This window comes from Burkholderia sp. AU19243 (assembly GCF_018148075.1).
GTDB lineage: Bacteria > Pseudomonadota > Gammaproteobacteria > Burkholderiales > Burkholderiaceae > Burkholderia > Burkholderia latens_A.
The window spans coordinates 204,846-231,007 of record NZ_JAGSTV010000004.1 but is presented as its reverse complement, the minus strand read 5'-3'; the positions used below and the strand labels follow the sequence as shown (position 1 = coordinate 231,007).

The window sequence follows — 26,162 nt, the reverse complement described above, 5'->3', positions numbered from 1 at the left end:
ATCGGAAAGTCAGTGGAACCGCGCGTCAGACCTTCTTCAGGTAGCAGGCCTTCAGCATGAAGCCGCCCTGGTCGGTCTTGCAATCGACTTCATGATCGCCGCCGACGAGTCGGATGCTCTTGACCTTCGTGCCCATCTTCAACGTGATCGACGAGCCCTTCACGCGCAGGTCCTTGATCAGCACGACCGAATCGCCGTCCGCCAGCACGTTGCCGTTCGCGTCCTTCACGACGTCGCCCGCCGGTTCCTCGCCCGCTTCGGCGCCGGCCGACCATTCATGGCCGCAGTCCGCACACACGGTGAGCGTGCCGTCCGGGTAGGTGTTTTCCATCGCGCATTGCGGGCAGGCGGGGGCGGCGTTCATTGCAGCATCCATTCGGTGGGGGTTCAGGTCAATCGATAAAAAAATGCCGGGCGCGCCAGCGCGTCGCCCGGACCGCGTGTCGCGCGCCCCGTCGGGGTTCCCCCGGGCCGCGCGTCATGCACACGGCATTATAATGCAATACACATAATGTTGCCGCCGTATTATAATTGCGCACTTTCGATGGTTCGCCGGACTTGACGGCGGTTTCGTTGAGGATGTCGACATGTTCGAGCTGAATAAAGCGCTGGCGGCGTGCGGCCACCGTGCCGCACGCCGCCAGCGCGCCGCCCGGCGCGCGCTCCCGGCAGGCCGGTTGTCTGCCGCGGATCGCCGTTCCAGCGACTTTCCACGAGACTGATCCGCATCGTGGCAACCGTCGTCTACGTTGAAATCGGCCGCGCAAGCGCGGCCCGCGATGCGCTCGTTGCGGCGGCGCGCCGCTTCGAAAGCGACATCCTGCTGCACGCGAACGGCCTCAGCGGCAGCGCGAAAGACCCGAGCGCCGTCGCGGCGCTGCAGTTGCACGGCGGCACGTCCGCGCAGATGCTCGCCGCCGGCCCTGACGAAGGCAGCGCGCTCCAGGCGCTATTGCCGTTGCTGCAAGCGGGCTGACGCTACGTCGCCCGATCCCGCGGTCTCGTGCCGTTCACCCTGAATCACCACTCCCGGAGGAAGCAATGAACGACAACGTCACGCCCAACACTCCCAATCTGTCGGCCTCCGCGATCTGGGCGCTCGAACGGCTCGCCGACGTGCGCTACGGCCGTGACGCGCCGGCGCTCGGCTGGTCGGTCCAGCAGGAACTCGTCGGCGCGGGCTTCGTCAGCCATGCGGGGAACGGCCGCTCCGGCGCGTCGATCACCGCGCACGGGCGCAGTTTCCTCAAGAGTCGCAAGTAACGGCGTAGCAACACTGTCGCGATACCGCGTGGCACGAAGCACGCGGCCGTGTCAGATGCTTTCAGGACGCACGCCGTCGCCAGCCGGACGTGCGCGCATTGTTTGGCAGCGTGCGCGCAAGCGGCGCCGAATCGGGCAAGCGCACACGCGACCGTTCGGGCCATTCGATTTCCAGCGTCGTGTCGGCGCCGGCCACCGGTGCGCGCCCGATCCCCCGCTGCACGCGGGGCTTTGCGGCCGCACCGCGATTTCCGCGGTATCGTACGGCACCCTTGGGCGGCGCCGCGCGCCGCATTCGTCACCCTTCCCGATGGAGCGCCCGATGTCCTCCCGCGCACTGCCGCCCGTCACGTCCCCGCCGGTACTCGACACCCCGCGTCTGATTCTCGAAGGCCATCCGCTCGGCGGCTTCGATGCGCTCGCCGCGATGTGGGCCGAGCCGACCGTCGTCGAGCACATCCTTAACGGCAAACCGTCCGCGCCGCGCGAATCGTGGATGCGCATGCTCGCGTATCGCGGGCTATGGCCGCTGCTCGGCTACGGCTACTGGGCGATCCGCGAGAAGGCGTCGGGCCGCTATGTCGGCGACCTCGGTTTCGCCGACTTCCACCGCGCAGTCGAGCCGTCGATTCGCGGCGTGCCGGAAGCCGGCTGGGCACTCGCAACCTGGGCGCACGGCAAAGGCTATGCGACCGAGGCGCTGTCGCGCGCACTCGACTGGCTCGATGCGCAGAACCGGTTCGAGCGCAGCGTGTGCCTGATCGCGCCGACCAACGTCGCGTCGATTCGCGTCGCGGAAAAGGCCGGCTATGCGGATCCCGTACACGTTCGCTTCAACGACGCCGATTCGCTGCTGTTTTCTCGCGCGTGCCGGACGGCGTGATCGTTCCGGCAGCGCCCGCGGCCTTACGATCACTATTGCACGCGGTTCGTCACGGCGGCCTCCGATGACGGAGACGTCGCCGCGCTGACCGCATCCCCATCCGCGTTCGCGTTCGACGGCGAGCCGGTCTGCCACCCGCCACCGAGCGCCTTGTACAGCGCGACCAGATCCGTCGTCGTCTGCAACGCGCCCTGCACGGCCTGCTGGCGCCCTTCCGACCATTGCCGCTCGGCGTCGAGCACGTCGAGGAACGGCGACAACCCCTTCCTGTAGCGGTCGCGCGCGAGGTCCAGCGCGCCCTGCTCGGCCCTCACCGCATCGTCGAGCGCGGTTGCGCGCATCTGGTCGGTGCGGTACACGGCCAGCGCATTGTCGACATCGCGCAGCGCGACGAGCACGGCCTGCCGGTACGCAAGCGCGGCTTCGGCCTGGCGCGCCTGCGACAGCCGCAGGTTCGATACGAGCTGTCCGCCGGAGAAAATCGGCAACGACACGGCGGGACCGAACGAATAGAACAGATGCGACCAGTGCGCGAGTTCGCGCACGTGCGACGCGCGCACCCCGACCTGCCCGGTCAGCGAAATGTCCGGATAGAACTGCGCGACCGCGACGCCGACGTCGGCCGTCGCCGCATGCAGCTCGGCCTCCGCGCGGCGGATGTCCGGCCGCCGGCGCGCAAGCGTCGACGGCAGCCCGACCGGCACGGTGGGCGGCACGTCCGGCAACGCGTGCGGTGCGTCGAGCCAGTCGTCGAGCGCGCCCGGCGCACCGCCGACCAGATACGCGAGCCCGTTGCGCAGCAGCACGATCTGCTGATCGAACTGCGGCAGCTGCGCGCGGATCTGCGCGAGCCGCGCGTCGGCGCTGCGCACGTCGAGGTCGCTTGCAAGGCCGTGCGCGGCCTGCTCGCGCGTGAGGTCGAGCAGTTCGCGCTGCGCGCGCTGCAGGTCTTCCGCGAGCGAGCGCTGCGCTTCGGCGCCACGCAGTTGCAAGTACGTCTGCGCGACTTCCGCCTCGAGCGACAGCAACGCATCGTCGCGGCCCGCGACCGCGGCACTCGCCTGCGCATCGGCCGATTCGACCGAGCGGCGCACGCGGCCGAACAGGTCGAGCTCCCACGATGCGTCGAAGCCGGCCTGCCACAGATTGACCGGCGCTTCGAGCGCGTCGATCGCGCCGCGCGCGCTCCGCTGTACGCTCGCGCCGGTGCCCGGGCCGAAGCGGTCGAGCGGCGAGCCCGGCGCGCCGAGACGATCGACGCGCTGGTCGAGACCCTGATCCTCGATGATGCCTTTGAGGCCGAGCTGTTCGCGCTGGTAGCTCGCGCTCGCGCGCACGTTCGGCAAACCCTGCGCGGCGGCCGCGCTCACCTGCGCCCGCGCCTGCGCGATGCGCAATACGGCGGCCCGCACGTCGAGGTTGTCGTGCGCCGCACGCTCGATCAGCCGGTCGAGCAGCGGATCGCCGAACGCACGCCACCAGCGCGGGTCGGGATCGGCGCTCGTCACCGGCGACGAGCGCGCGAGGGCCGCGGGTGTCGCCGTGGCCGACGCAGCGCGGGCCGGAAGCGCCGACGCAGCCGACGACGTCGAAGATGCGGATTTCGCCGACGCAGCCGACGACGTCGAAGATGCGGATTTCGCCGAGGCAGCCGAACCACCTGATGTCGCCGACGCCGCGCCCGCGGTCGCCACGTCATGCCAGTTCGCCGGCACGTCGGCATGCGGCGGCTTGAAATCCGGCCCGACGGTGCACCCGGCGGCCACCGCAAGCACCGCACACGCCGCGCCAACCGCCGCGACACCGCGCGCTGGCATCCGCTGTCGGCGCATCGTCGTCATCGTCAATGCCCTCCCGCGCCGCGTGCTGCCTTCACCGGCGAGAACAGGAACGTCAGCGGAATGCTGAGCGCGCAGAACACCGCGAGGATCGCGAACACGTCGATATACGCGAGGATCGTCGCCTGCGAGACGAAGGTTTCGTACAGGCGGCCGGTCGCGGTCTGCAGCGCGGCCGGCGGCGGCACGCCCGACAGCGCGCCGACCGTGCGCGCGTTCTCGTGCAGCGCGTCCTGGAAGTTCTGCGACAGCGGCGACATGTGCGTGGACAGGTGCGCCATCCGCGCCTGCGTGCGCTCGCGGATCAGCGCGGTCGACACCGAGATGCCGATCGAGCCCGCGACGTTGCGAAACATCGTGAACAGCGCCGATGCATCGTCGTTGAGCCGCTGCGGAATGGTCAGATACGCGAGCGTCGTAATCGGCACGAACATGAAGCCGATCGCGAGCGACTGCGCGCAACGGATCATCACCAGGTGCTTGTAGTCGATGTCCGGCACCAGCATGCGCGAATAGATCAGCGCCCCCGACAGCAGCACGAAGCCGAATCCGACCAGATAACGCGTCTGCACATGCGGCATCAGCCGGCTCACGAGCGGGATTTCCATCGTGATCAGCAGCGCGCCGGGCGACAGCACGAGGCCTGCGAGCGTCGCCGTATAGCCGAGATGCTGCTGCGCAAGCTGCGGCACGATCACCGCGCTGCCGTACAGCACGGCCGCGAACGTCGCGATCGTCACGCAGCCCAGTGCGAAGTTGCGGTCGCGCAGGCACGACAGGTCGACGACCGGCTTTCTCGTGCGCAGCAGCCACAGCGTCGCGCCGATCAGCCCGAGCGCGGACAGCACCGCGAAGATGCGGATGAAGTTCGAGCCGAACCAGTCCTCGTCCTCGCCGCGATCGAGCATCACCTGCAGGCAGCCGAGCCCGATCGCGATCAGGCCGATGCCGACGTAGTCGACCGAAATCCCGCGTTCGGCGCCGCGCCGCCACGGCGGATCCTCCACGAGCTGCATCACCGCGAGCACGGTCAGCGCGCCGATCGGCACGTTCAGCAGGAACACCCAGCGCCACGAGAAATGATCGGTGATCCAGCCGCCGAGCGTCGGCCCGAGCACCGGCGCGACGACGATCGCCACCGCCGAGATCGAAAACGCGCGATTGCGCTGCTCGGGCGGAAACGTGTCGAGGATGATCGACTGCTGGTTCGGCTGCAGCCCGCCGCCGAACAGGCCCTGCAGCACACGAAACACGATCAGTTCGCCGAGATTGGTCGCGATTCCGCACAGGAACGAGCACACGGTGAACGCGGCGATGCACAGCACGAAGTAGCGCTTGCGCCCGAGCAGGCGCCCGAGGAATCCCGAGATCGGCAGCACGATGCCGTTCGCGACGAGGTACGACGTGAGCGTCCAGGTCGCCTCGTCGTAGCTCGCCGACATCGTGCCGGCGATGTGTGGAAGCGCGACGTTGACGATCGTCGTGTCGAGCACCTCCATGAACGCGGCAAGCGTGACCACGATCGCGATGACCCACGGGTTCGCGGCAGGCCGCCATGCGCGGCCGGACGAGCGCGACCGATCGGCCGGCCGGCTCATCGGCGGCCCTCGCGCAAACTGGCCGGCATGCGGATGTCGGGCATCGGATCGCTCCGGTAAAAGCAGGCAGCCGCGCGGCGGCCCGCCGGTTATTTCAGATGCACGGTCGGGACGGCTGACAAGCCGAGACCGAGCGGCGGATCGTTCGGCAGCGTGCCGTCGAGCACGATCTTCACGGGTACGCGCTGCACGATCTTCACGAAGTTGCCCGTCGCGTTCTCGGCCGGAAACGCGGAGAAGCGCGAGCCGCTGCCGAGCTGGATGCTGTCGACGTGGCCGTGCAGGTCGAGGTCGGGATACGCGTCGACCGATACGTCGACGCGGTCGCCGATTCGCATCCGTTCGAGTTGCGACTCCTTGAAGTTCGCGGTGATCCACACGCGCGGCGTGACGATCGAGAAGATCGACGCCCCGGCCTGCAGGTACGACCCGAGCTGCACGTTGCGTCGCGTGACCCAGCCGTCGGACGATGCACGCAGCTCGCAGTACGACAGGTTCAGATTCGCCGTATCGAGCTGCGCGCGCGCCTGCAGCACCTGCTGACGACGCTCCTCGACGGCCGTTTCGGCCTGGCGGATTTGCTGCGGCACGAGGCTCGCGGTGCGCGCCTGCGCCTGGGCCATCGCGACGTTTGCATCGGCGCTCGCGCGCTGCGCGTCGGCCGCATCGATCGCTTGCTGCGACGTCGCGCGCGCGTCGACCGCGCGTTGCCGCTCCTGTGCGGCGAGCGCCTGCCGGTACGCGGCTTCCGCCGATTCGATCTGCGCACGCGCCTGCCGGTACTGCGCCGGGTACTGCACGCGCGCGATGTCGAGCTGCACGCGCGACGCGTCGAGCTGCGCCTGTGCGAGGCCGAGCTGCGCACGCGCGGCATCGACCTTCGCGCGATAGTCGCGCGGATCGATCTCGAGCAGCACGTCGCCGCGATGCACGAACGTGTTGTCGTCGACCGCGAGCCGTGTCACGTAGCCGGACACGTGCGGCGCGACGGCCACCGCGTTGCCGTCGGTGTACGCGTCGTCGGTGCTTTCCTGGTTGCGCGTCATGAGCCACCACACGAGGCCAGCGATCACCAGCACGACCGCCACCGCGCCGAGGATGATCAGCGGTTTCTTGCCAGGCCGCTTGCGTTCGCCTTCGTCGCCGTCACCATCGCCATCGCCGCCGGTGCGGCCGCCGCGATCGTCGTGCGGATGGCCGTCGCCTCCGCCGCCGCCCGGCGCGTCGGTGTCGCGCTCGTCGTGGCGGCCTGGTCCGGCGCTGCCGCCGCTGCCGACATCGCCGCCGCCGTCGCCGGCGCGGGCGAGCGCCACGCGGGGCGCAAGTCCGGCCTGCGATCCGCCGACCGACAACTCCGGCTGCACAGCCAGCGCGAAGCACGCGGCGAAATCGCTCCCCCACACGGACACCCGCGCACCGCGCCGCCGCTGCGTACACGCGTGCACCAGCATGCGGTGCAATCGCTCACGAATGGACAACGGGGTAAGCGGCCGGGCAATAAACCGCCGATCATCCTCGGCGCCGTGGCCGTCGTGCGGGTGATCGTAGGGCAACAGGGTCGTATCGGGCATCGGGTCGCTTTCTCGGGCAAGGGCCGAGCCGCATCGCATGCTTCGGCCTCGACGGTGCGTGCGAGCAAACCGCGCGCCCGGCGGCGCCTCGCGATGACGCGGGCGGCCCCGAATCCCCGCGCACCGATGGCACGGCCGATGCGCCGCACGGGATCCACGCATGACGAAAGGAAACCGCACCTATGATCCGCTCGACGTCCCTCGACACCGATTCGCAAGAAGAAGACCGTGGCGACAGCACGCCCGGCCCCGAAGGCAAGCGCCGCGACACCGGCACGCCGCCGCCGCGCAGCGCGCGCGATCCCGCAGAGGGCAAGCCGTCCGCACCCGACGACATCCGCCCGGCGCCCCCAACCGGCGAACCGCCGGCGCGCGAACGTGAACGCGGCGATTCGCGCTGACCGCACATTACCGCCGCGGCCCGCGCGGCAGCCTGCGCGCGCCCGCGGCAGAAATGACAACGCGTTGAAAAATCGCGGGCAGTCGTGCCGCCCGCGGCAAGGCCGATGCACGGCAGTAGCGCGGCCGCGCACACGCGCAGCGAGCGAACTTCCCATCCGCGCTCCAGCAGTTCACCCCGCGCATCGGTATCGCACCCACCACTACTACAGGCGCGCCCCGTGCTCGGTCCTCCGTCGCAGGTGCCATCCACTTTTTCACACGGAGGTTTCATGTTCATCCACAACACACGGCTTCAGTACACGGTGCGCGTCGACGCACCGAACCCCGGGCTCGCGAACCTGCTGCTCGAACAGTTCGGCGGACCGCAGGGCGAACTCGCCGCCGCGATGCGCTACTTCACGCAGGCAATCACCGAAGAGGATCCGGGCCGCAAGGACATGCTGTTCGACATCGCGACCGAGGAATTGAGCCACCTCGAGGTGATCGGCTCGCTGGTCGCGATGCTGAACCGCGGCGCGAAGGGCGAACTCGCCGAGGCGGTCGACGAGCAGGCCGAGCTGTACCGCAAGCTGCACGGCGCGGGCAACGACAGCCACGTGACCCAACTGCTGTACGGCGCCGGTTCGCCGCTGACGAATTCGGGCGGCGTGCCGTGGTCGGCCGCGTACATCGACACGATCGGCGAACCGACGGCCGACCTGCGCTCGAACATCGCGGCCGAAGCGCGCGCCAAGATCATCTACGAACGGCTGATCAACGTGACCGACGATCCGGGCATCCGCGACGCGCTCGGCTTCCTGATGACGCGCGAGGTGTCGCACCAGAAGTCGTTCGAGAAGGCGCTGTACGCGATCACCGCGAACTTCCCGCCGGGCAAGCTGCCGCCGGTCGAGCCGTACGACCGCGTGTACTTCCGGATGCAGGACGGCGAACCGGTGCCCGGCCCGTGGAACCGCGGAGATTCGCTGTCGTTGCGGCGCGGCGAGCCGGCCGTCGACGGCGGTGACGGCGCCGCGAAGGGCGCGGTCGAGCCGCAACAGTCGGAGGCACTCGAAGCGATGACGCGCCGCCTCGCATCCGACCCGCGCTGCGATCCGGTGACGGGGGCCGAACTCGGCGCGGGCGCACCGCGCGACAGCACTGCAGCGCCTGCGGCCGGCACGCCGCCCAAGAAGCCTTGAGCGCGGCCCATCGGCGGACGCGGCGCGCGCGCCGCAGCCCGCCAACGCGCCTCCGCCCGTTCCGACGCAGCGCGGCGACGCCGCCGCTGCCGGCAGCCGATGCGCCAGCGCATGGCCCGGCGGCTGGCCGGCTGCGCGACCGCGATGCGCGCGGGCACACCGGTTGCTGTATGTCGTCATGGACCTCGCCCTGCTCCGCCGCCTACCCGGCATGACACTACCCGATCCATCCGACTTCCCCGTTCGCGCGGTGCCGCTGGCACCGCTGGTGAAGGAACGCGCGACGATCGTCTGTCACCGCAACAACCGCGTGCTGCTTGTCGCACGCCGGCCGTCGTCGCGCTGGACGCTGCCGGGCGGCGTGATCCGGCGCGGCGAGTCGGCGCTCGACGCCGCACATCGCGAACTGCAGGAGGAAACCGGGCTCGTCGATCTCGAACTCGCTTATTTCTTCTACGTCGACGGCAGCGTGAAGCGTCATCACGTATTCGTCGCGAGGCTGCCACCCGACCAGCATGCGTGTCCGGGCCGCGAGATCGCGCTGTGCCGCTGGGTTCATCTCGATGCAGTGCGGCGCTGGCCGGCGAGTGCGCCGACGCAGCGCATCGTGCAGACGATCTCGAACCTGATCCGCGCGCAGGCCGCGCGCGGCGCCGACGCGGTCACGCCTCCGTCGGCTTCCCGCTGAGCGTCGTGATCGGCTTCTCGGGTTCGCGCGCGAGGCCCTGAGCGAATACCTTCAGCCCTTCGAGCAGCGGCGTCAGCGCATCCCACAGCGCTTCGTCGTGCAGCAGCCGGTACACGCCGCGCACGCCGGGCGCCGCATGCTCGTGCTCGGACGGTTTCCACGCGCCGACGTGACGCAGCGCGTCTGCGGCCGCGAACATCGTCTTGCCGAACTGCTCGGGCGGGATGCTCGACAGCGCCATCACCAGCATCGCGAGGTTCTGCACGCCGGTCTGTGTGCCCGGTTTGTCGAGCGCGCCGACCAGCACTTCGGCGATACGTGCGTTCGCGCTCACGACATCGTTCGCGAAGCGCAGGAAGCCGTGCCGGTGCAGGCTGCCGAGCAGGCGTTCGAGCGCATCGTGCGCATCGGGCTCCGTCTGGGGAGGCGTCACATCGTGGGGCAGGCGTTCGGCCATCAGCTTTTCTCCGGATGAGGCGCCGCGTCGGGCGGCGCAACGTAGTCGGGTCGCGACCATTTGGCCGCGGCGTCGATGCCCGCGTTCGGCGTGCGTGCGCCGTAGCGGAAATTGCCGGCCGGCAACGGCCGTGCGTCGCGCGGACGCGGCAGCACGTCGAGCCGCACGGCGAGCTCCTTGTACGCGGGCGTGTTGACGTCGGGATCGTGGTGTTCTCCCGTCAGCTCGTTCGCGCCGGGCTTGCCCTGGTGAATCGGCAGAAACAGCGTGTTGCCGCGCACGCGATCGGTGACGAGCGCGATCATCTCGGCCGAGCCGCGCCGCGACGTGAGGCGCACCCACGTGCCGTCCTCGATTCCGCGCGCGGCCGCGACCTCGCGGCTCACCTCCACGAACCATTCGGGCGACAGCCCCCACAGCCGTCCGCCGCGGCCGCTCTGGTTCGTCGACTGGAAATGTTCGAGCATCCGTCCGTTGTCTGCGAGCAGGTCGTATTCGTCGTCGGCGTCCTCGGCGGGAGGCTGCCATTTGACCGGATGCAGTTTCGCGCGGCCGTCCTCTGTGTGGAAACGCTCCGTATAAAGCAACGGCGTGTCCGTGCCGTCGGCGCGCACCGGCCACACGAGCGACTGCCAGCCTTCTAGGCGCGCATAGCTGACGCCGGCGAACATCTCGGCAATGCCGGCTACCTCGTCCATGATCTGCGACGGATGCGTGTAACCCCAGTCATGGCCCATCCGCGCCGCGAGATCGGTCAGGATGCGCCAGTCGGGACGGCTGTTGCCGAGCGGCGGCATCACCTCGTAAAAGCGCTGGATTCTCCGTTCGGTATTGACGAACGTGCCGTCCTTTTCGACGCTCGGGCAGCCGGGGAGCACGACGTCCGCGAATTCGGCGGTGCGGCTCATGAAAATGTCCTGCACCACGAAGAAGTCGAGCTGCGAGAACGCGCGGTGTACGTTCTCGGAATCGGCGTCCGAGAACGCCGTTTCCTCGCCGATCACCATCATCGCCTTCAGGCGCCCTTGCGCGGCCTGCTCGACCATCATGAAATTGTCCTCGCCGATCGTCGACGACAGCGCCCCCGGCTCGACACCCCACGCGCGCGCCCATTTGTCCCGCACCGCGTCGTCGGTGACCTTCTCGTATCCCGGATAGACGTTCTTCAGGCAGCCGAAGTCGCTCGCGCCCTGCACATTGTTGTGGCCGCGCATCGGATAGCCGCCGGTGCCCGGCCGGCCGTAGTTGCCGGTCACGAGCAGCAGGTTCGACAGCGCCGTGCTCGCGTCGGCGCCGTGACTGTGCTGCGTGATGCCCATTGCCCAGACGATGCAGACGCTCGGCGAGCGCCCGATCATGTCGGCCGCTTCGACGAGCTGCTCGCGCGCGATGCCGGTCGTTTGCGCGGCGAATTCCATCGTGAACGGTTCCAGCGACGCGCGGTAGTCGTCCACGCCGTTGACCCGCGCGGCAAGGAAATCGGTATCGGCGAGCCCGTGGTCGAACGCGTAGCGCGCGAATGCCGACGCCCATACGAGATCCGTGCCGGTGCGCGGGCGCAAGTGCAGATCGGCGCGCTCCGCCATCTCGTGGCGGCGCGGATCGACGACGATCAGCCGCTGGCCGCGCAGCTTGCGCGCGGCTTTCAGGCGCGACGCGATCACCGGGTGACATTCCGCGGTATTGCTGCCGACGATCACGATCAGGTCGGCCGCCGCGAGATCGGCGATCGTGCCGGCGTCGCCGCCGTAGCCGACCGTGCGGAACAGCCCCATCGTCGCCGGGTTCTGGCAGTAGCGCGACGAATTGTCGACGCTGTTGGTGCCGATCACGAGCCGCGCGATCTTCTGCGTCAGATACGCCTCTTCGTTGCTCGCCTTGCTCGACCCGATGAAGCCGATGCTGTCGGGGCCGTGTGCGGCGCGGATTTCCAGCAGCCGTCGCGCGACGACGTCGAGCGCCTCGTCCCACGACACTTCGTGAAAGCGGCCATGCTCGCGCACGAGCGGCGTCGTGAGCCGCTTTGGATCGTTGACGAAATCCCAGCCGAAGCGGCCCTTCACGCAGGTCGAGATGCCATTGGCCGGCGCGTCGACGACGGGCTGCACCTTCAGCACGTGCCGGTCGCGCGTCCACATCTCGAATGCGCAACCGACGCCGCAATACGTGCAGACGGTCTTGGTGCGCCTGATTTCGGCCTGGCGCAACGCGATGTCCAGCTTCGACACGCCGGTGACCGGCGGCGCACCGATCGTGCGCTCAAGCACCTTCACGAAATCGATAAGCGGTCGCTTGACCGTTTCCGGCATCGCGGTAAACGGGCCCGCATCGGGCTGCATCGATTTCTCGAGCAGTGCGTTGCACGGGCACACCGTGACGCAATGCCCGCAGCTCACGCAACTCGATTCGCCGATCGCGCTGCCGCCGTCCCACAGCACGCGCGGATGCTCCATCGAGAAATCGATGCTCAACGTCTCGTTTACCTCGACGTTCTGGCACGCCTCGACACACCGCCCGCACAGGATGCACTGGTCCGGGTCGTACGTGTAGAACGGGTTGGATTCGTCCTTCGCGTACGGCTTGCGCTGATACGCATAGCGCTGGATCGGCAGATGCATGTCGGCGAACGTGTTGTGGAGCGTGCAATCGCCCGTGTTGTGTTCGCAGACGCTGCAGTACAACTCGTGCTTCGCGAGCAGCCGGTCCATCCCTTCCTCGCGCGCGCGCCGCGCCCGCTCGGACCGGCTTACGACCGCGAGCCCATCGGCGCTGCGCAGCGCGCATGCGCGTGCCAGCTCGCCGTCCCCGGTTTCGACCCAGCAGACGTCGCAGGTCTGCAACGCGCCGAGCGCGCGGTGGTAGCACACGTGCGGCAGCGACACGTCGTGCTCGGCGAGGAAATCCAGCAGCGGCTGATCGGCGTCGCCACGCAGCGTGGCGCCGTCGAACTTGATCGAACAGGTTCGGGAGTCGGCCATGGGAGTCTCTGGCAGGAACGGTGGGCATTGCCGGTCGCCCGGCGCATCGCGCGTGCCCGGCCGTCCGAGCCCGCATTGCCCCGGACTCGCGCGCATCGGCATGGCGAAGCGGCGCGGATTTTGTAATTACGGCGCGTCGGGGCCGGATGCGGCCGCAGTCGCACGCGCGCCGGCGGCCCGCCGCCGGGGAACGCGGATTGCTGTAGCGCACCGTCCTCCCCATACCTGCGCCCCATGGTCCTCCGTGCCGCGTCACCTCCCCGCCGTGCCATCGTGCGTGAACTCGCGGCCGCACGCCGCCTGTGCGCCGCCGCGACGCTGGCGGCCACGTCGTGCGCGCACGCCGCATGGCCGGACCAGAACGCGTTGCGCCCCGCAGGCATCCAGGCGGTGCGGATCGCGTCGCTGTGGCACTGGACGCTGCTCGTGTGTGCGCTCGTGTTCGCCGCCGTGCTCGCGGCACTCGCACTTGCGCTGTGGCGCCGCGCGCCGGCCGGCGCGGCGGCGCCGATGGAGGACGACCGGCCGCTGCCGCCCGATCCGCGCCGCGAGCGCCGCGCGAGCCGCGTAACGCGGACCGCGACGGCGGCGTCGGTCGTCGTGCTGGCCGGCCTGATCGTCGCGGACGTGCTGACCGACCGCGCGCTGTCGCGGCTGCCGGTGACCGACGCACTGCGCATCGAGATGACGGGCCACCAGTGGTGGTGGGACGTGCGCTACCCCGCCGACGGCGCAGGCGGCGACGGCGGCTTCGCGACGGCGAACGAGCTGCACGTGCCGGTCGGACGTGCGGTGATCGTGTCGCTGAAGGCTGCCGACGTGATCCATACGTTCTGGGCGCCCAACCTGCACGGCAAGAAAGACATGATCCCCGGCCGCGACGCGACGATCGCGTTTCGCGTCGACAAGCCCGGCCGGTATCGCGGGCAGTGCGCGGAATACTGCGGCCTCGAGCATGCGTTGATGGCGTTCGTCGTGGTGGCCGAGCCGCAGGCGCAGTTCGATGCGTGGGTCGCGCAGCAGCGTCGGCCTGCCGTCGACGCGCCGTCGTCGTTCGCGCAGGCCGGCCAGCGCGTGTTCGTCGCCGGCGCATGCGCGACTTGCCACACGGTGCGCGGCACGCCCGCATCCGGCACGCTGGGCCCCGACCTCACGCACGTGATGAGCCGCTCGATGCTCGCGGGCGGCACGTTCCCGAACGATCGCGCGCATCTGGCCAGATGGTTGCGTACGCCCGGCGCGCTGAAACCGGGCACGACGATGCCGCCGAGCACGCTGAGCCCGATGGAGCAGCAGGCTGTGATCGCGTGGCTGGAGACGCTGCGATGAGCGCGCATCGTTCGCCGCCTTCCGCGCAGCCGCTGCTCGACGGCCCGGCCGGCGGCCAGGCCGCCGTCGACGCGCTCGCGCGCACATGGAGCGACCGGCCCGGCTTCATCGGGATGCTGGCTGCGGTCAATCACAAGACGATTGCACGCCGCTTCGTGATCACGACCTTCACGTTCTTCGTGCTCGGCGGGCTGTTTGCGCTCGCGATGCGCATGCAGCTCGCAAGCGCCGACAATCGCCTGCTCGGCCCCGCCACGTACGACCAGTTCTTCACGATGCACGGCACGACGATGATGTTCCTGTTCGCCGTGCCGGTGATGCAGGCGGTGGCAGGCTGGATCGTGCCGCTGATGATCGGCGCCCGCACGGTCGCGTTTCCGCGGATGAATGCGTACGCGTACTGGGTCTTCCTGTTCGGCGGCCTCACGCTGTATGTCGGCTTCGCGCTCGGCGCACGGCCCGACGCCGGCTGGTTCAGCTACGTGCCGCTTGCCGGCCCCGACTATTCGACCGGCAAGGGCGCCGACATCTGGGCGCAGATGATCACCTTCTCCGAGCTGTCGGCACTGATCGAGGCAGTGGTGCTGATCACGACGATCCTGAAACTGCGCGCGCCAGGCATGTCGCTCGACCGGATGCCCTTGTTCGTGTGGGCCACGCTCGTCACGCAATTCATGGTGCTGTTCGCGATGCCGGCCGTCATGCTGTCCAGCACCGCGCTGATTCTCGATCGCCTCGTCGGCACCCATTTCTACAATCCCGCGCGCGGCGGCGACGTGCTGCTGTGGCAGCACCTGTTCTGGTTCTTCGGGCATCCGGAGGTCTACCTGATCTTCATCCCGCCGCTCGGCTTCATCTCGACGATCGTGCCGACCTTCGCGCGCCGGCCGATATTCGGCTACCCGGCGATGGTGCTCGCGCTGATCGCGACCGCGTTCCTTGCGTTCGGCCTGTGGGTGCATCACATGTATGCGACGAGCCTGCCTGCGCTCGGCAAAAGCTTCTTCACCGCGGCAAGCCTCGCGATCGCGATTCCATCCGGAATCCAGATCTTCTGCTGGCTCGCGACGCTGTGGCTCGGCCGGCCGCGACTGAAAACCCCGCTGCTGTTCGTGCTCGCGTTTTTCTTCATCCTCGTGCTTGGCGGCCTGACCGGCGTGATGCTCGGCTCGGTATCCCTCGACCTGCAGGTGCACGATACGTACTTCGTCGTCGCGCACCTGCACTACGTACTGCTCGGCGGCGCGGTGTTTCCGCTGTTCGGCGCGTTCTACTACTGGTTCCCCAAGCTGACCGGGCGGCTGCTCGACGAAACGCTCGGCCGCGTGCAGTTCTGGCTGTTCTTCATCGGCTTCAACCTGACTTTCTTTCCAATGCATGTGCTCGGCCTCGACGGCATGCCGCGCCGCGTTTGGACTTATCCGGCGCACCGCGGCTGGGACGGGCTGAACCTGATCTCGACCATCGGCGCATGGGCGATCGCGCTCAGCGTGCTGCTGTTCGTCGTCAACGTCGTACGCTGCCGCACGCGCGGCGCGCCGGCCGGCGCCGATCCGTGGGGCGCGGGCACGCTCGAATGGCTGACGCCGAGCCCGCCGCCGCCGCACAATTTCGACACGCTGCCGGTGGTCCACGGGCCGGAGCCGCTGTGGGAACCGGCGCGCGAACCGCGTTGCGTGGCGGGGCTTGCGACCGATCGCCGCGAAGTGCTGACGACCACCGCGCTCGACGCGACGCCGGACCTGCGTCCGCTGTTTCCGGGCCCGTCGCTGTGGCCGTTCGCGAGCGCGGTCGCGACGACGATCCTGTTCATCGGCTCGATCTTCACGCCATGGGCGGTCGTGTGGGGAGCGGTGCCGGTCACCGCCGCGCTGATCGGCTGGTTCTGGCCGACGCACCGCGAAACGGCGCTTGCGCGGGAACGGGAGCAGCGGCCATGAGCGACACGCGCACGCGCGCCGGCCTGCCCGGCACGCTCGACGTCAGCGCGTTGCCGACCTATGCGCACGGGCCGCGCAGCATCACATGGTGGGCGACGGGCGGCCTGATGCTGGTCGAAGGCACCGTGTTCGCGATCGCGCTGATGACGTATTTCTATCTGCGCAGCCTGGCGCCGAGCTGGCCGCTCGGCGCGCCGCCGCCCGCACTGTGGGCAGGCACGCTGAACACCGTGCTGATGCTCGCGAGCCTCGCGCCGAACTTCGCCGCGCAGCGCGCGGCCGAGCGCGGCGATCTGGTCGGCGCGCGCACGTGGCTCGCCGTGTGCGCTGCCGGTGCGTGGATATTCATCGTCGTGCGCGCATTCGAATTCGGCACGCTGAACGTGGACTGGTACACGAATGCGTACGGCTCGGTCGCGTGGCTGCTGATGGGCCTGCATACGACGCACCTGATCACCGATGCGATCGATTCGTCCGTGCTTGCCGCGCTGCTGTTTACGGGGCCGTTCGAACGCAAACGCTTCGGCAACGTCGGCGAGAACGCGCTCTACTGGTATTTCGTCGTGCTGAGCTGGCTGCCGATCTACGCGACCGTCTACCTGGTGCCGCGACTATGAAGAAGATGCCGATGCGGATCTGGATCGCGCTACTCGGTGCGCCGTCGGCGGTGCTTGCCGTACTGTCCGTCGACTATGCGATGGCCGACCCGGCTTGCGTCTGGCGCAGCACGCTGCCGATACTCGCGCTGACGGCCGTCGCCGCGGCGGCCACCGGCACGTGTGCGATGCTCGCGTGGCGCACGCCGCACGCGCATCGCCGCGCGTCCGGCGGCGGCACGCCCCGGGCATTGCTTGCGCAAGTCGGTGCGGGGGCCGGCGCGTTGTCGACGTTCGCGCTGGCGGCGTTCTGCGTTGCATCGTGGATCGTGCCGATCTGCGCGTCATGACGATGAGAGCCGCGATCATGAGCGCACCGGGTTCGCGCAGGTCAACGGCTTTCACCGCGCTCGTATGCGGCGCGATGCTGATCGCGGGCGCGCAGGCGCCGGACGCCCACGCGCATGTGATCGCGGCCGGGAGCGTGGATACGAACGCGCTCGGCTGGCCGTTCGAGCCGTTCGTCATCGCGCTGCTTGCGACGGCCGCTGTCGGTTATGCGCTCGGATATCGGCGGCTCGCACGGCAAAGCCGGCGTGGACGCACGCAACTGGTGCGCCGCGCGGCCGCCTTCTCGGTCGGCCTCGCGACGCTGTTCGTCGCGCTGTGCACGCCGCTCGACACGCTGAGCGGCGTGCTGTTTTCCGCGCACATGGTGCAGCACGAGTTGCTGATGATCGTCGCGGCGCCGCTGGCGGTGCTCGGACGCCCGCTGCCGACGTGGCTGTGGGCGCTGCCGCCGAGCGCGCGGTTCCGTGTGGCCCGGGTTGCCCGCACGCGCTGGCTGCGCACGTCGTGGCGCGCCGCGACGGCGCCGGTACCGGCATGGCTGCTGCATGCGGCCGCACTGTGGATCTGGCATATCCCGCGCTGCTTCGATGCGGCGCTCGCGGCGCCCGGCGTTCATACGCTTCAGCATGCGAGCTTCCTCGGCAGCGCGCTGCTGTTCTGGCGCGCGGTGTTCGACGATGCCGCGCGGCCAGCGCACGGCGCGTCGGCCGCGCTGTCGCTGTTCACGACGATGGTCCACACGGCCGCGCTCGGCGCACTGATCACGCTGTCGCCGGGGCTCTGGTACCTGCCGTACGCGGAAACGACCACCGCGCTCGGTCTCGCGCCGCTCGAAGACCAGCAACTCGGCGGCCTCGTGATGTGGGTACCGGCCGGGCTCGCATACGTCGCCGCCGCGCTCGCGCTCGTCGCGCGCTGGTTGCGGCGGCCGGCCGGCCTTCGCGCGGAGGCGCCATGATGCGCGCTGCTCGCCTGCGCGTCGCTGTTGCTGTCGCGGTCGCGGCGACCGTGCTCGCGATCGCGGGACCGGCGCGCGCGGTCGATCCCGACCCGGCGCTCGTCGAGCGCGGCGCGTATCTCGCGCGCATCGGCGACTGCGCCGGTTGCCACACGGCGCCGGCCGGCGGCATCCCGTACGCCGGCGGCCAGGGTCTCGGCTCGCCGTTCGGCACGATCATGACGACCAACATCACACCCGATCCGCTATTCGGGATCGGCCGCTATACGCTCAAGGATTTCGACCGCGCGCTCCGGCGCGGCATCGCGCGCGGCAACAAGCGACTCTATCCGGCGATGCCGTACGCATCGTTCTCGAAGCTGACGGACGACGACGTTCGCGCGCTTTACGCGTACATGATGCTAGGCGTGAAGCCGGTCGCACGGCCGTCGCCGTCGAGCGACGTCGCGTTCCCGTTCAACCAGCGCTGGACGCTCGTATTCTGGCAATGGGCGTTCGCGCCGCGCCACGTGTACGCGCCGCGTCCCGGTCGCGATGCACGCTGGAATCGCGGTGCGTATCTCGTGCAATCTCTCGGCCATTGCGGCGCGTGCCACACGCCGCGGGGACCCGCGTACCAGGAGCGCGGCTACGATGAATCGTCGTCGCGCTGGCTGACCGGCGGCACGAACGACCACTGGTTTGCGCCGAACCTGACCGGCGACCCGGGCGCCGGGCTCGGCCGCTTGTCCGCAGACGACATCGCGGCGTTCCTGAAGACCGGGCACGCGGCGGGATTCTCCGCGTTCGGCACGATGGTCGCGCAAGTCGAGGACGGTACGCAGTATCTGAGCGACGACGACGCACGCGCGATTGCCGTGTTCCTGAAATCGCTGCCGGCGCGGCAGCCGACCGGCGGCTACACGCCCGGCGCGACACCGACGCCGGTGCGGCACGGCAATCGCGTACCCGATGCGCAATCGACCGGCGCGAACGTCTACCGTTCGGCCTGTGCGCGCTGCCACGGCGCGGACGGCATGGGCGCGCCGCCTGCGTTCCCGCGGCTCGCCGGCAATCCGGCCGTGCTGACGGCCGACACGACATCGCTGATCCGGCTGCTCGTGGAAGGCGGCAACGCGCCGCGCACACTGACGGGGCCGCCCCGCACATCGATGCCCGGCTTTGCCGGCGTGCTGACGGACGCGCAGATCGCCGGCGCGCTCACGTGGATTCGCAGCGCGTGGGGAAACGATGCGTTGCCGGTTACTGCGAACGACGTGTCCAGCCTGCGCGAGAAGCTGCACAAATGAGCTGGCGCAGCGGCGCGGCTCGGCGCGCTGCGCCACCGCAGCACGCCGAGGCCGGCCGGTGCGCGGCCGCGCGCGCCGGCGTCAATGCATCGGGCCGCCGGGCGGCGCCTTGTACTCGCTGCGCGCGCCCATTGCGTCCTCGACCGCCTTCACGCCGTGCAACGCTGCCACGCCGTCGACGACCGCATGCCGTTCCGCTTCTTCCACCTGGCCGCTCAGGCGGACGTTACCGTGCTCGACGGTCACGTCGACGTCGCGCGGATGCGAAACCAGATGGCCGAGCGCGGCCCGCACGCGCTCGGTGACCTGCGCGTCGTTGGCGTCGCCGGCGAGCCAGTCCGCGCGCAGCCCCGCGATCGCACCGCGCGCATGATCGGCCGCGCGCTTCGCTTGCGTGGTCGCGTAGTCGGCGACGCTGTGTTGGCCTGCGACCGCCTTGTCACGCACGTACGCGCGCCGGCGCTTGCCCGAAGCCGGGTCGAAGAAATACATCGCCGCCGCGCCGCATGCGACGGCCACCGCCAGGTTCAACAGCGGGTTGTTCGAACGAGTTCTGGAAGTCATGGGAGCACCATAGTCGATACCCGGAACCGCCGGGCTTGTCATCCGCAGCAGCACGGGCCGTTCCTCCTCCGCACCGGCCCGCGGCGGCGGCACCGGCGTGCGGCGGACGAAGCGTGTCGCACGGAAACGTGCAATCGAAATGACAAGCCCTTGAAAAATTCGCGGTTCACACGCTGCATGGGGAAGCACGCGAAACGCGCCGGCTTGCATCGATACGCGCGGGCGGGTGGCGGTCCGCTCGCCGTCAAACGGCCCGCATGGATCGCCCCGCCCTCCCGGATCTTGGCGCTGCAACGACGTGCCAGGCCGGCGGCCATACGGGCACATGCGCTCGCCAACGATTCCGCCGTCGCACGCAGTGGCACGCCGTGCGAGCGCCGGCGCCGCACAAGCGAACGTCCACCAACGTCGACACCCGCCCCATTGCAAGCACGCAAGCGAACCCGCGGCCCTCACTGCGGCGCGTGCGTGTCTTCGTCGTCGGGGAAAAAGCGGATGTCCGTTAGTTGCGCAATGCCGTCGAGATCGGGAAAGATCGTGCCGATGCTCACGCCGACGCCAGCCAGTTCGCGCCGGATCGCGCCAAAGCGCTCGCCCGGCACCACGATGCGCGTCAGGCGGCCGGCGAGATCCGGATCCTCGTCGAGCGGCGCGAATCCACGCGCGCCGTCGTAGCGATGAATCGTGAACCAGCCGTCCTGCGCGGTGATTCTCGGCATCACGTGGCGCGGGCGAAACACCTTGGTGCGCGTGATCCGAAGCGGCGCGCGCCGCTCGGCGGCCGTCGCGATGTCGTCGGCATCGTGCGACAGGCACCACACCGCACCGTCGCCGCCGGTGCCGTTCGCGCTCCGGACCGCGAACCACAGTGCGGCGAGCGCATTGCCCGACCAGTCGAGCAGCCGTGTGCGCATCCCGTGCTGCTGCGCGAGCGCGAGCCAGTCGCACGCGTCGAGGTTCGGCGCAGGATCGAGATGCGGCAGCGCGCGCCGCACGAATTCGTCGAGCATTCTCGCTTCGACGTCGGGCGATGCGCATTGCCGCGCGATGCTCGGCACGAGCGGCCAGCCCGCGTTGCATTGCCCGCGGAACAGCCGCGCCGCCGTCGCGCCGTTCGCCGCGCCGATCGCACCGATGTAGTCGGCAATGCTGCCGATCGACTCTTTCGGTGTGCCGCGTTCACGTCCCATGCTGCCGTCTCCCCGTTCATCATCGTCACCGGCGCTCGTAGCCGAAATTGCCGCGCGACGTGCCGCGGCATACCCGGTGCGGCCAGCACGCGAACTCGACCTTGACGACGGTCATGCGTCGATTTCGGTACTGTGCTTCCCCGGGCGGATGCGCAGGATCGCGCAAGCGCGATACCGCATCGGCACGCACCGCCGACCGGCGCTCGCAATCGGCGGCTCGCGCGCACCACGCGTTCGCGCTCAGGGCGTCGCGCCGTGTTCCTTCTGCCAGCGCTCCATCAGCGCGATCTCGTCGCGTTGCGCGGCGATGATGCGGGTCGCAAGCTTGCGCAGCGTCGGATCCTTGCCGTATTTCAGCTCGACCTGCGCCATGTCGATCGCACCCTGATGATGCGGCGCCATGTGCGCGACGAAATCGCGGTCGGCGTCGCCGGTGTAGGGCGCGCCCTCCATCGCGTCCATCATCTTGCGATCGGCGCGCTTGTACGCGTGCGTCGACGATTCGGAAACGGCCGCTTGATCGGGCGGGCGCAGTTGCGCCCGGGCCGGCGATGCGACGACGGCGGCGGCCAGCAGTGCGCACGCGGCGCAATACCGGGCCGCATGCACGGGGCGACGGGTGAGAACACGCATGTCGTAACTCCTTGAGGTGGGTTGTCGAAGGGACGGGACGGCACAGCACGCACGGCCCGCGGCGCTCACGCCGCGCCTACCGCCACCGTGCGCGCGCATGCGCGTCGCCGCGCGCGACGAGCGCGCGGATGCGATCGGCCGTGCGGCACGCGATCGCCTGGATCGTCAGCGACGGGTTGACGCCGCCGACCGTCGGAAACACCGACCCGTCGCAGACCCACAGGTTCGGAATGTCCCAGCTGCGGCAGTCGGCATCGACGACGCTCGTCGCCGGATCGTCGCCCATCCGCACCGTGCCCGCGAGGTGGCACGTGTCGTCTTCCTCGTGCCAGATGTCGCGCGCCCCGGCGGCTTCGAGCGACCGGTCCATCTGCGCGAACGCATGACGGATCATCCGGCGATCGTTGTCGTCGTACGAATAGGTGACGCGCGCGACCGGCAGCCCGAACGCGTCGCGCTCGTCCGCCAGCGTTACGCGGTTGTCCACGCGCGGCAGCGTCTCGCCGACGATCTTCAGCCCCGCCTGGAAGTTGTAGCGCGCCATCTCGCGCTTCAGCGCGTCGCCCCACAGCCCGCGCGCGGCAACCTTGCGCGCCCATTCGATCGGTAGCGGGCCCTGGCTCATCCAGCAGTAGCCGCCGAAGAAGTCCTTGCCGTCGTCGGCGTAGTTCCAGTGCTCGGTGAGCGACAGTGACGGCGGCCCCTTGTACCAGCGCACCTCGTCGTCCATGGTGCCCCACGATGCCTGGTTCAGCTGCGCCATCAGATAGCGGCCGACGAGGCCCGAGCTGTTTGCGAGCCCGTGCGGATGACGCCCGTTCGCGGATACGAGCAGCAACCGCGGCGTCTCGATCGCGTAGCCGGCGACGACGACGTTGCGCGCGCGCTGGAACTGCGTGCGGCCGTCGCGCCGGTAGTGGACGCCGGTCACGCGATCGCCGTCGGCTTCGATCCGCAGCGCCATCGCGAGATCCCGCACTTCGGCGCCTGCTGCGACCGCGCGCGGGATCCACGTGACGAGCGCACTCTGCTTCGCGTTCGTCGCGCAGCCGGCGATGCAGAAACCGCGATACACGCACGGATGCGCACGGCCGCGCGGCGCGGACAGCGTTGCGAGCGGCGTCGGCGTCCAGCCGATGCCGAGCGCGTCGGCGCCGCGCGCGAGCACGAGCGCGGCCGCGTTCAGTTCATGGGCGCGGTACGGGTAGCGCGGGCGCGGCGGTCCCCACGGATAGTTCACCGGCCCGCTGATCTTCAGCGCCTGCTCGACTTCGCGGTAGTAGCGCCACATCTCTCGCCAGTCGAGCGGCCAGTCGACGCCATAGCCGAGCAGCGTGCGCGAGCGGAACCATTCGGGCCGAAAGCGCAGCGACACCATCGCGAAGTGCACGGTGCTGCCGCCGATCGCGCGGCCGCTGTTGTTGGTGCCGAGCGTCAGCGGGTTCGCGCCGTCGCAGATCCGCTCGTCGGTCCAGAACAGCTTGCGCTGGTGCGATTCGTCGGAGGCGAATTCCTCCAGAGGCCGCCACCACGCGCCCGCATCGAGCGCGACGACGGAAAAACCATGCTCGGCAAGCCGGCACGCGAGCGTGCCGCCGCCCGCGCCGGTGCCGACGATCACGAAGTCGACAGGCTCGTCGTCGCGGAACATTCGCATCGGCGACCAGCCGCCCACGCGCAACGGATCGGGCGCGCGGCCGTCGCAACCGCGCGGCTTGCCGGCGTACAGCGAATCAGCGTTCATCGCGATCGCCCTCCCCGTCCATCCTCGCTTCCCACGGATCGCGCCGGTTGAAATCCATCCGCACGTAGCCGCGCGGGCTCGCCGGGCCGCCGAAGCCGATCTCGTTCCATGCGAACGGGTGGCTGTAGTACGCGCCGCAAATGTCCATCAGCACGCGTTTCGAGAAGAACATCCGCGGGTCCATGCCGGCCCATGCGGCTTCGACCTCGCGGTCGACTTGCCCGTGCTGGACCGCGCGCAGCAATGCATCGGCGTCGCTCGCGGCGAGTGACGCGAACGGCCGGCCGTACGCGTGGCGCGCCATCGCGTCGAGCGCGGCGAGGCCCGTGTGCCACGCGACACGCAACGGCGGCAGACGCGCGTCGCGAAAGCCGTCGCCTTCGTCGGTCGCGAGCCGGGCGTCGATCAGTGCGGCGGTGGGCACCGTACCGGAGCCGCCCTCCCGCTGCGGGACGATGCGGTCGCACAGCGCGCCGAGCGTCGCGTACTGCTCGGCATCGAAATGGCGCGGCGCGGTCGCGGCGACCCGCAGCCGCGCGTCGATCGCACGACGGGTCGCGTCGTTCCACGATGGCGTATCGCGCTTCGCGAGCACGTCGTAGCCGGAATAGCGCGGCAGCGCGACCGCGTCGTCGCTGACTCGCTTCATCGTCCCTCCCGTTCGGCGAGCGCGGTCGCGGCGAGACCGGCGATCGCGAGTGCGGTGAAGCTCGGCGGCGCCGGCAGCGGCGGCCCGGACAACACGTTCTGCGACCAGTTGCGCCAGCCGCCCATTTGCCGCGCGACCCCGCGCGCATGGAACGCGACGCCGACGAAGCCGAGCAAGGCCGTCGCGCGCATCCACCAGCGGCTGAAGCGCCGGTCGCCGCACGGGCGGGACGTCGCGATCCGCGCGGCGCTCAGTGCGGCTATCGGCGGCACGATGAGCGGCGCGAACATCGCGCGATGCTGGAACGCACCGCGAAAATGCAGCAACCCGACTTCACCGAGCGTGCCGACGAGCCCCGCCGCGACCAGCCCGGCCAGCGCGCGGCCCGCAGGCAGGCCCGCGAGACGCGGCGCGTCGGCCGGACGCGCGCGCAGCCGCTCGCCCGTTGCGCCGAGCAGGCCCGACAACAGCAGCGCGAACGGCGCGCCGAGCGGCGCCCCGTAGAACAGGTTGTGCCAGCTGAACCGGCCCGGCCGCTTCGTCACGTTGTACAGATGGAACGCGGACCCGGCGAGACCGACCGCCGCCGACGCGACGTGCACCGCGTCGCGCAGACGATGCCGTTCGGGCGTGTCGTCGGCGTGACCGTGCACGCTTGCGAGCACCGACAGCGTCGACGCGGCCAGCGGCGCGATCATCGCGCGATTGTGGAACGTGCCGCGATAGTGCTCGATGCCGCTGTCGGCAAGCACCGATCCGGCGAGCAGCAGCGCGCTGCGGTTCAGCAGCCGCGCGGCATCGGTCATCAACCTGTCGTGCTCGTCCGCGCGGTGTCGGGGGTGTCGCATCGGTCCTCCTTGTTGATGATGACGCGCCGTGACGCCGGAATTTTCCGGGAGCATTCACATTGCGAATTCGGCGACGTCGGCGGTGCGCAGTTCGAGGCCGAGGCCAGGGCGCGCCGCGTCGATCTCGAGCGCGCCGTCGACGAGCACCGGTGCGCCGTCGAACATCATTCGTTCGATCCGCACGTGATCGTGGAACCATTCGATGTGGCGCATGCGCGGCGCGACGCAACCGACGTGCCGGTGCAGCGCGGGTGCGCAATGCGCGGACACGTCGACGTGATGCGCATCGGCGAGCGCGGCCGCCGCGAGAAACCCGCTGATGCCGCCGCAGCGCGTCGCGTCGGCCTGCAGCACGTCAACCGCGCCGCGTTCGAGCAGGCGCCGAAAATCGTCGGGCGTGTACGCGTATTCGCCGGCGGCGACGTCCACCCGCGCGCCAACGTGTTCGCGCACGAACCGCAACCCTTCGACGTCGTCGCTGCTGACCGGCTCTTCGAACCAGCGAATCGCGCAATCGGCGACCGACTCCGCGAACGCGAGCGCGGTGCGCGGCGCATACGCACCGTTTGCATCGACGAACAGCTCGACGTCGGGGCCGAGCGCGTCGCGCGCGACGCGCACGCGCGACGGATCGCACGCATCGTGTAAGCCGATCTTCATCTTGCATGCACGGACGCCTTCGCCGCGCCAGCCGTCGAACTGCGCGGCGAGCGTTGCATCGTCGTAGGTCGTGAAGCCGCCGCTGCCGTACACCGGCACGCGCTCGCGCATCCGGCCGAGCAGCAGCGCGAGCGGCACGCCGGCGAGCTTGGCCTTCGCGTCCCACAGCGCGGTGTCGAGTGCGGAGATCGCGGTCGCCGCGATGCCGGCGCGGCCGATATTGCGCACCGCGCGCCACATCGCATCGACGGCGGCCGGGATGTCCGCGAGCGGCCGGTTGCGCAGCACGTCCGCCAGCATGGACGTGACGAGCGACGCGGCGTTCGCGTCGGTGTACGTATAGCCGAGGCCGGTCACCGGCCCCGCGTCGATGCCGACGACGACGATCGTCGTCGCGTGCCATGCGCAAGTGCCATCGGCTTCGGGCCGGTCGGTCGGCACGCGGTACGCGCGGGCGCGCACGTCGTCGATCGCCGGCGCGGCGGAAAGTGCCATCGTCGCTCCGGATCCTTGCTGTCTGCTTGCAACGTCGGCGCGCAACGCCCATTCCCG

25 protein-coding genes are annotated in these 26,162 nt (G+C 69.7%); 12 read left to right on the top strand and 13 right to left on the bottom strand.

Annotated features, from left to right (window positions below):
• Positions 1-25: 25 nt before the first annotated feature.
• Positions 26-364, bottom strand: a complete 339-nt coding sequence (locus KDW55_RS09910) for a zinc ribbon domain-containing protein YjdM (RefSeq protein ID WP_038572085.1) — start codon at positions 362-364, stop codon at positions 26-28.
• Between the two features lie 366 nt (positions 365-730).
• Here KDW55_RS09910 and KDW55_RS29610 point away from each other — a divergent pair, with 366 nt between their 5' ends.
• The 3 genes from KDW55_RS29610 to KDW55_RS09895 all read left to right on the top strand — a co-directional run bounded on the left by KDW55_RS29610 (position 731) and on the right by KDW55_RS09895 (position 2,146).
• Positions 731-976, top strand: a complete 246-nt coding sequence (locus KDW55_RS29610; RefSeq protein WP_212160759.1) for an HPr family phosphocarrier protein — start codon at positions 731-733, stop codon at positions 974-976.
• A gap of 65 nt (positions 977-1,041) precedes the next feature.
• Positions 1,042-1,263 carry a hypothetical protein gene (locus KDW55_RS09900; RefSeq protein WP_038570227.1) on the top strand — a complete coding sequence of 74 codons (222 nt, stop codon included), beginning with the start codon at positions 1,042-1,044 and terminating at the stop codon, positions 1,261-1,263.
• 322 nt (positions 1,264-1,585) lie between these two features.
• Positions 1,586-2,146: a GNAT family N-acetyltransferase gene (locus KDW55_RS09895; protein ID WP_249173954.1), complete on the top strand. Its 561-nt coding sequence runs from the start codon at positions 1,586-1,588 to the stop codon at positions 2,144-2,146.
• Positions 2,147-2,178: 32 nt separating this feature from the next.
• On the opposite strand, the gene KDW55_RS09890 is transcribed toward KDW55_RS09895, so the two are convergent.
• From KDW55_RS09890 to KDW55_RS09880, 3 genes are all read right to left on the bottom strand, one after another.
• Positions 2,179-3,963, bottom strand: coding sequence for an efflux transporter outer membrane subunit (locus KDW55_RS09890; RefSeq protein WP_080294442.1), 1,785 nt, complete (start codon positions 3,961-3,963; stop codon positions 2,179-2,181).
• Positions 3,964-3,989: 26 nt separating this feature from the next.
• Positions 3,990-5,582, bottom strand: coding sequence for a DHA2 family efflux MFS transporter permease subunit (locus tag KDW55_RS09885; RefSeq protein WP_209825757.1), 1,593 nt, complete (start codon positions 5,580-5,582; stop codon positions 3,990-3,992).
• Between the two features lie 89 nt (positions 5,583-5,671).
• Positions 5,672-7,033 (bottom strand): HlyD family secretion protein, encoded by a 1,362-nt coding sequence (locus KDW55_RS09880; RefSeq protein WP_249173966.1) that lies wholly within the window; start codon positions 7,031-7,033, stop codon positions 5,672-5,674.
• Between the two features lie 302 nt (positions 7,034-7,335).
• On the opposite strand from KDW55_RS09880, the gene KDW55_RS09875 reads away from it, so the two are divergent.
• The 3 genes from KDW55_RS09875 to KDW55_RS09865 all read left to right on the top strand — a co-directional run bounded on the left by KDW55_RS09875 (position 7,336) and on the right by KDW55_RS09865 (position 9,424).
• A complete protein-coding gene (locus KDW55_RS09875) occupies positions 7,336-7,554 on the top strand; it encodes a hypothetical protein (RefSeq protein ID WP_069242098.1) in 219 nt (72 codons plus the stop codon).
• Positions 7,555-7,824: 270 nt separating this feature from the next.
• Complete coding sequence (locus KDW55_RS09870; RefSeq protein WP_212160761.1) at positions 7,825-8,736, top strand: manganese catalase family protein; 912 nt, start codon at positions 7,825-7,827, stop codon at positions 8,734-8,736.
• A 211-nt stretch (positions 8,737-8,947) separates the two neighbouring features.
• Complete coding sequence (locus KDW55_RS09865; protein ID WP_212160762.1) at positions 8,948-9,424, top strand: NUDIX hydrolase; 477 nt, start codon at positions 8,948-8,950, stop codon at positions 9,422-9,424.
• On the opposite strand, the gene KDW55_RS09860 is transcribed toward KDW55_RS09865, so the two are convergent.
• Both KDW55_RS09860 and fdhF read right to left on the bottom strand, forming a co-directional pair.
• Positions 9,399-9,881, bottom strand: a complete 483-nt coding sequence (locus KDW55_RS09860; RefSeq protein WP_212160763.1) for a DUF1641 domain-containing protein — start codon at positions 9,879-9,881, stop codon at positions 9,399-9,401. The two genes, KDW55_RS09865 and KDW55_RS09860, sit on opposite strands and share 26 nt — an antisense overlap.
• A complete protein-coding gene (gene fdhF, locus KDW55_RS09855; RefSeq protein WP_038570256.1) occupies positions 9,881-12,859 on the bottom strand; it encodes a formate dehydrogenase subunit alpha in 2,979 nt (992 codons plus the stop codon). The genes KDW55_RS09860 and fdhF overlap by 1 nt, the downstream gene beginning before the upstream one ends.
• Before the next feature lie 273 nt (positions 12,860-13,132).
• Between fdhF and coxB the strand changes: the two genes are divergently transcribed.
• The 6 genes from coxB to KDW55_RS09825 are packed head-to-tail and all read left to right on the top strand — an operon-like array spanning position 13,133 to position 19,322.
• A complete protein-coding gene (gene coxB, locus KDW55_RS09850) occupies positions 13,133-14,188 on the top strand; it encodes a cytochrome c oxidase subunit II (RefSeq protein WP_226209014.1) in 1,056 nt (351 codons plus the stop codon).
• Complete coding sequence (gene ctaD, locus KDW55_RS09845) at positions 14,185-16,128, top strand: cytochrome c oxidase subunit I (RefSeq protein WP_212160765.1); 1,944 nt, start codon at positions 14,185-14,187, stop codon at positions 16,126-16,128. The genes coxB and ctaD overlap by 4 nt, the downstream gene beginning before the upstream one ends.
• The gene (locus KDW55_RS09840) at positions 16,125-16,745 is read left to right on the top strand and encodes a cytochrome c oxidase subunit 3 (RefSeq protein ID WP_052110898.1); all 621 of its coding nucleotides are present in this window, start codon (positions 16,125-16,127) and stop codon (positions 16,743-16,745) included. The genes ctaD and KDW55_RS09840 overlap by 4 nt, the downstream gene beginning before the upstream one ends.
• Entirely contained in the window at positions 16,742-17,074 is a 333-nt protein-coding gene (locus KDW55_RS09835; protein ID WP_059545843.1) for a hypothetical protein, read from the top strand. The genes KDW55_RS09840 and KDW55_RS09835 overlap by 4 nt, the downstream gene beginning before the upstream one ends.
• Complete coding sequence (locus tag KDW55_RS09830; protein ID WP_249173955.1) at positions 17,071-18,033, top strand: cytochrome c oxidase assembly protein; 963 nt, start codon at positions 17,071-17,073, stop codon at positions 18,031-18,033. Before KDW55_RS09835 ends, KDW55_RS09830 begins: the two co-directional genes overlap by 4 nt.
• A complete protein-coding gene (locus KDW55_RS09825; RefSeq protein WP_038570263.1) occupies positions 18,030-19,322 on the top strand; it encodes a cytochrome c in 1,293 nt (430 codons plus the stop codon). The genes KDW55_RS09830 and KDW55_RS09825 overlap by 4 nt, the downstream gene beginning before the upstream one ends.
• Before the next feature lie 81 nt (positions 19,323-19,403).
• Here the strand turns inward: KDW55_RS09825 and KDW55_RS09820 are convergent, their stop codons facing one another.
• The 7 genes from KDW55_RS09820 to KDW55_RS09790 all read right to left on the bottom strand — a co-directional run bounded on the left by KDW55_RS09820 (position 19,404) and on the right by KDW55_RS09790 (position 26,105).
• Positions 19,404-19,886, bottom strand: coding sequence for a BON domain-containing protein (locus KDW55_RS09820; RefSeq protein ID WP_038572098.1), 483 nt, complete (start codon positions 19,884-19,886; stop codon positions 19,404-19,406).
• Between the two features lie 452 nt (positions 19,887-20,338).
• Complete coding sequence (locus KDW55_RS09815) at positions 20,339-21,076, bottom strand: FRG domain-containing protein (RefSeq protein ID WP_069242103.1); 738 nt, start codon at positions 21,074-21,076, stop codon at positions 20,339-20,341.
• A 240-nt stretch (positions 21,077-21,316) separates the two neighbouring features.
• A complete protein-coding gene (locus KDW55_RS09810) occupies positions 21,317-21,709 on the bottom strand; it encodes a DUF305 domain-containing protein (protein WP_038570269.1) in 393 nt (130 codons plus the stop codon).
• Positions 21,710-21,785: 76 nt separating this feature from the next.
• Positions 21,786-23,453, bottom strand: coding sequence for a GMC family oxidoreductase (locus KDW55_RS09805; protein WP_212160766.1), 1,668 nt, complete (start codon positions 23,451-23,453; stop codon positions 21,786-21,788).
• Positions 23,443-24,102, bottom strand: coding sequence for a gluconate 2-dehydrogenase subunit 3 family protein (locus KDW55_RS09800; protein ID WP_212160768.1), 660 nt, complete (start codon positions 24,100-24,102; stop codon positions 23,443-23,445). Before KDW55_RS09800 ends, KDW55_RS09805 begins: the two co-directional genes overlap by 11 nt.
• Entirely contained in the window at positions 24,099-24,950 is an 852-nt protein-coding gene (locus tag KDW55_RS09795; RefSeq protein ID WP_038570283.1) for a hypothetical protein, read from the bottom strand. The genes KDW55_RS09800 and KDW55_RS09795 overlap by 4 nt, the downstream gene beginning before the upstream one ends.
• A 54-nt stretch (positions 24,951-25,004) precedes the next feature.
• Positions 25,005-26,105 (bottom strand): enolase C-terminal domain-like protein, encoded by a 1,101-nt coding sequence (locus KDW55_RS09790; protein WP_212160769.1) that lies wholly within the window; start codon positions 26,103-26,105, stop codon positions 25,005-25,007.
• Between the last annotated feature and the right edge of the window lie 57 nt (positions 26,106-26,162).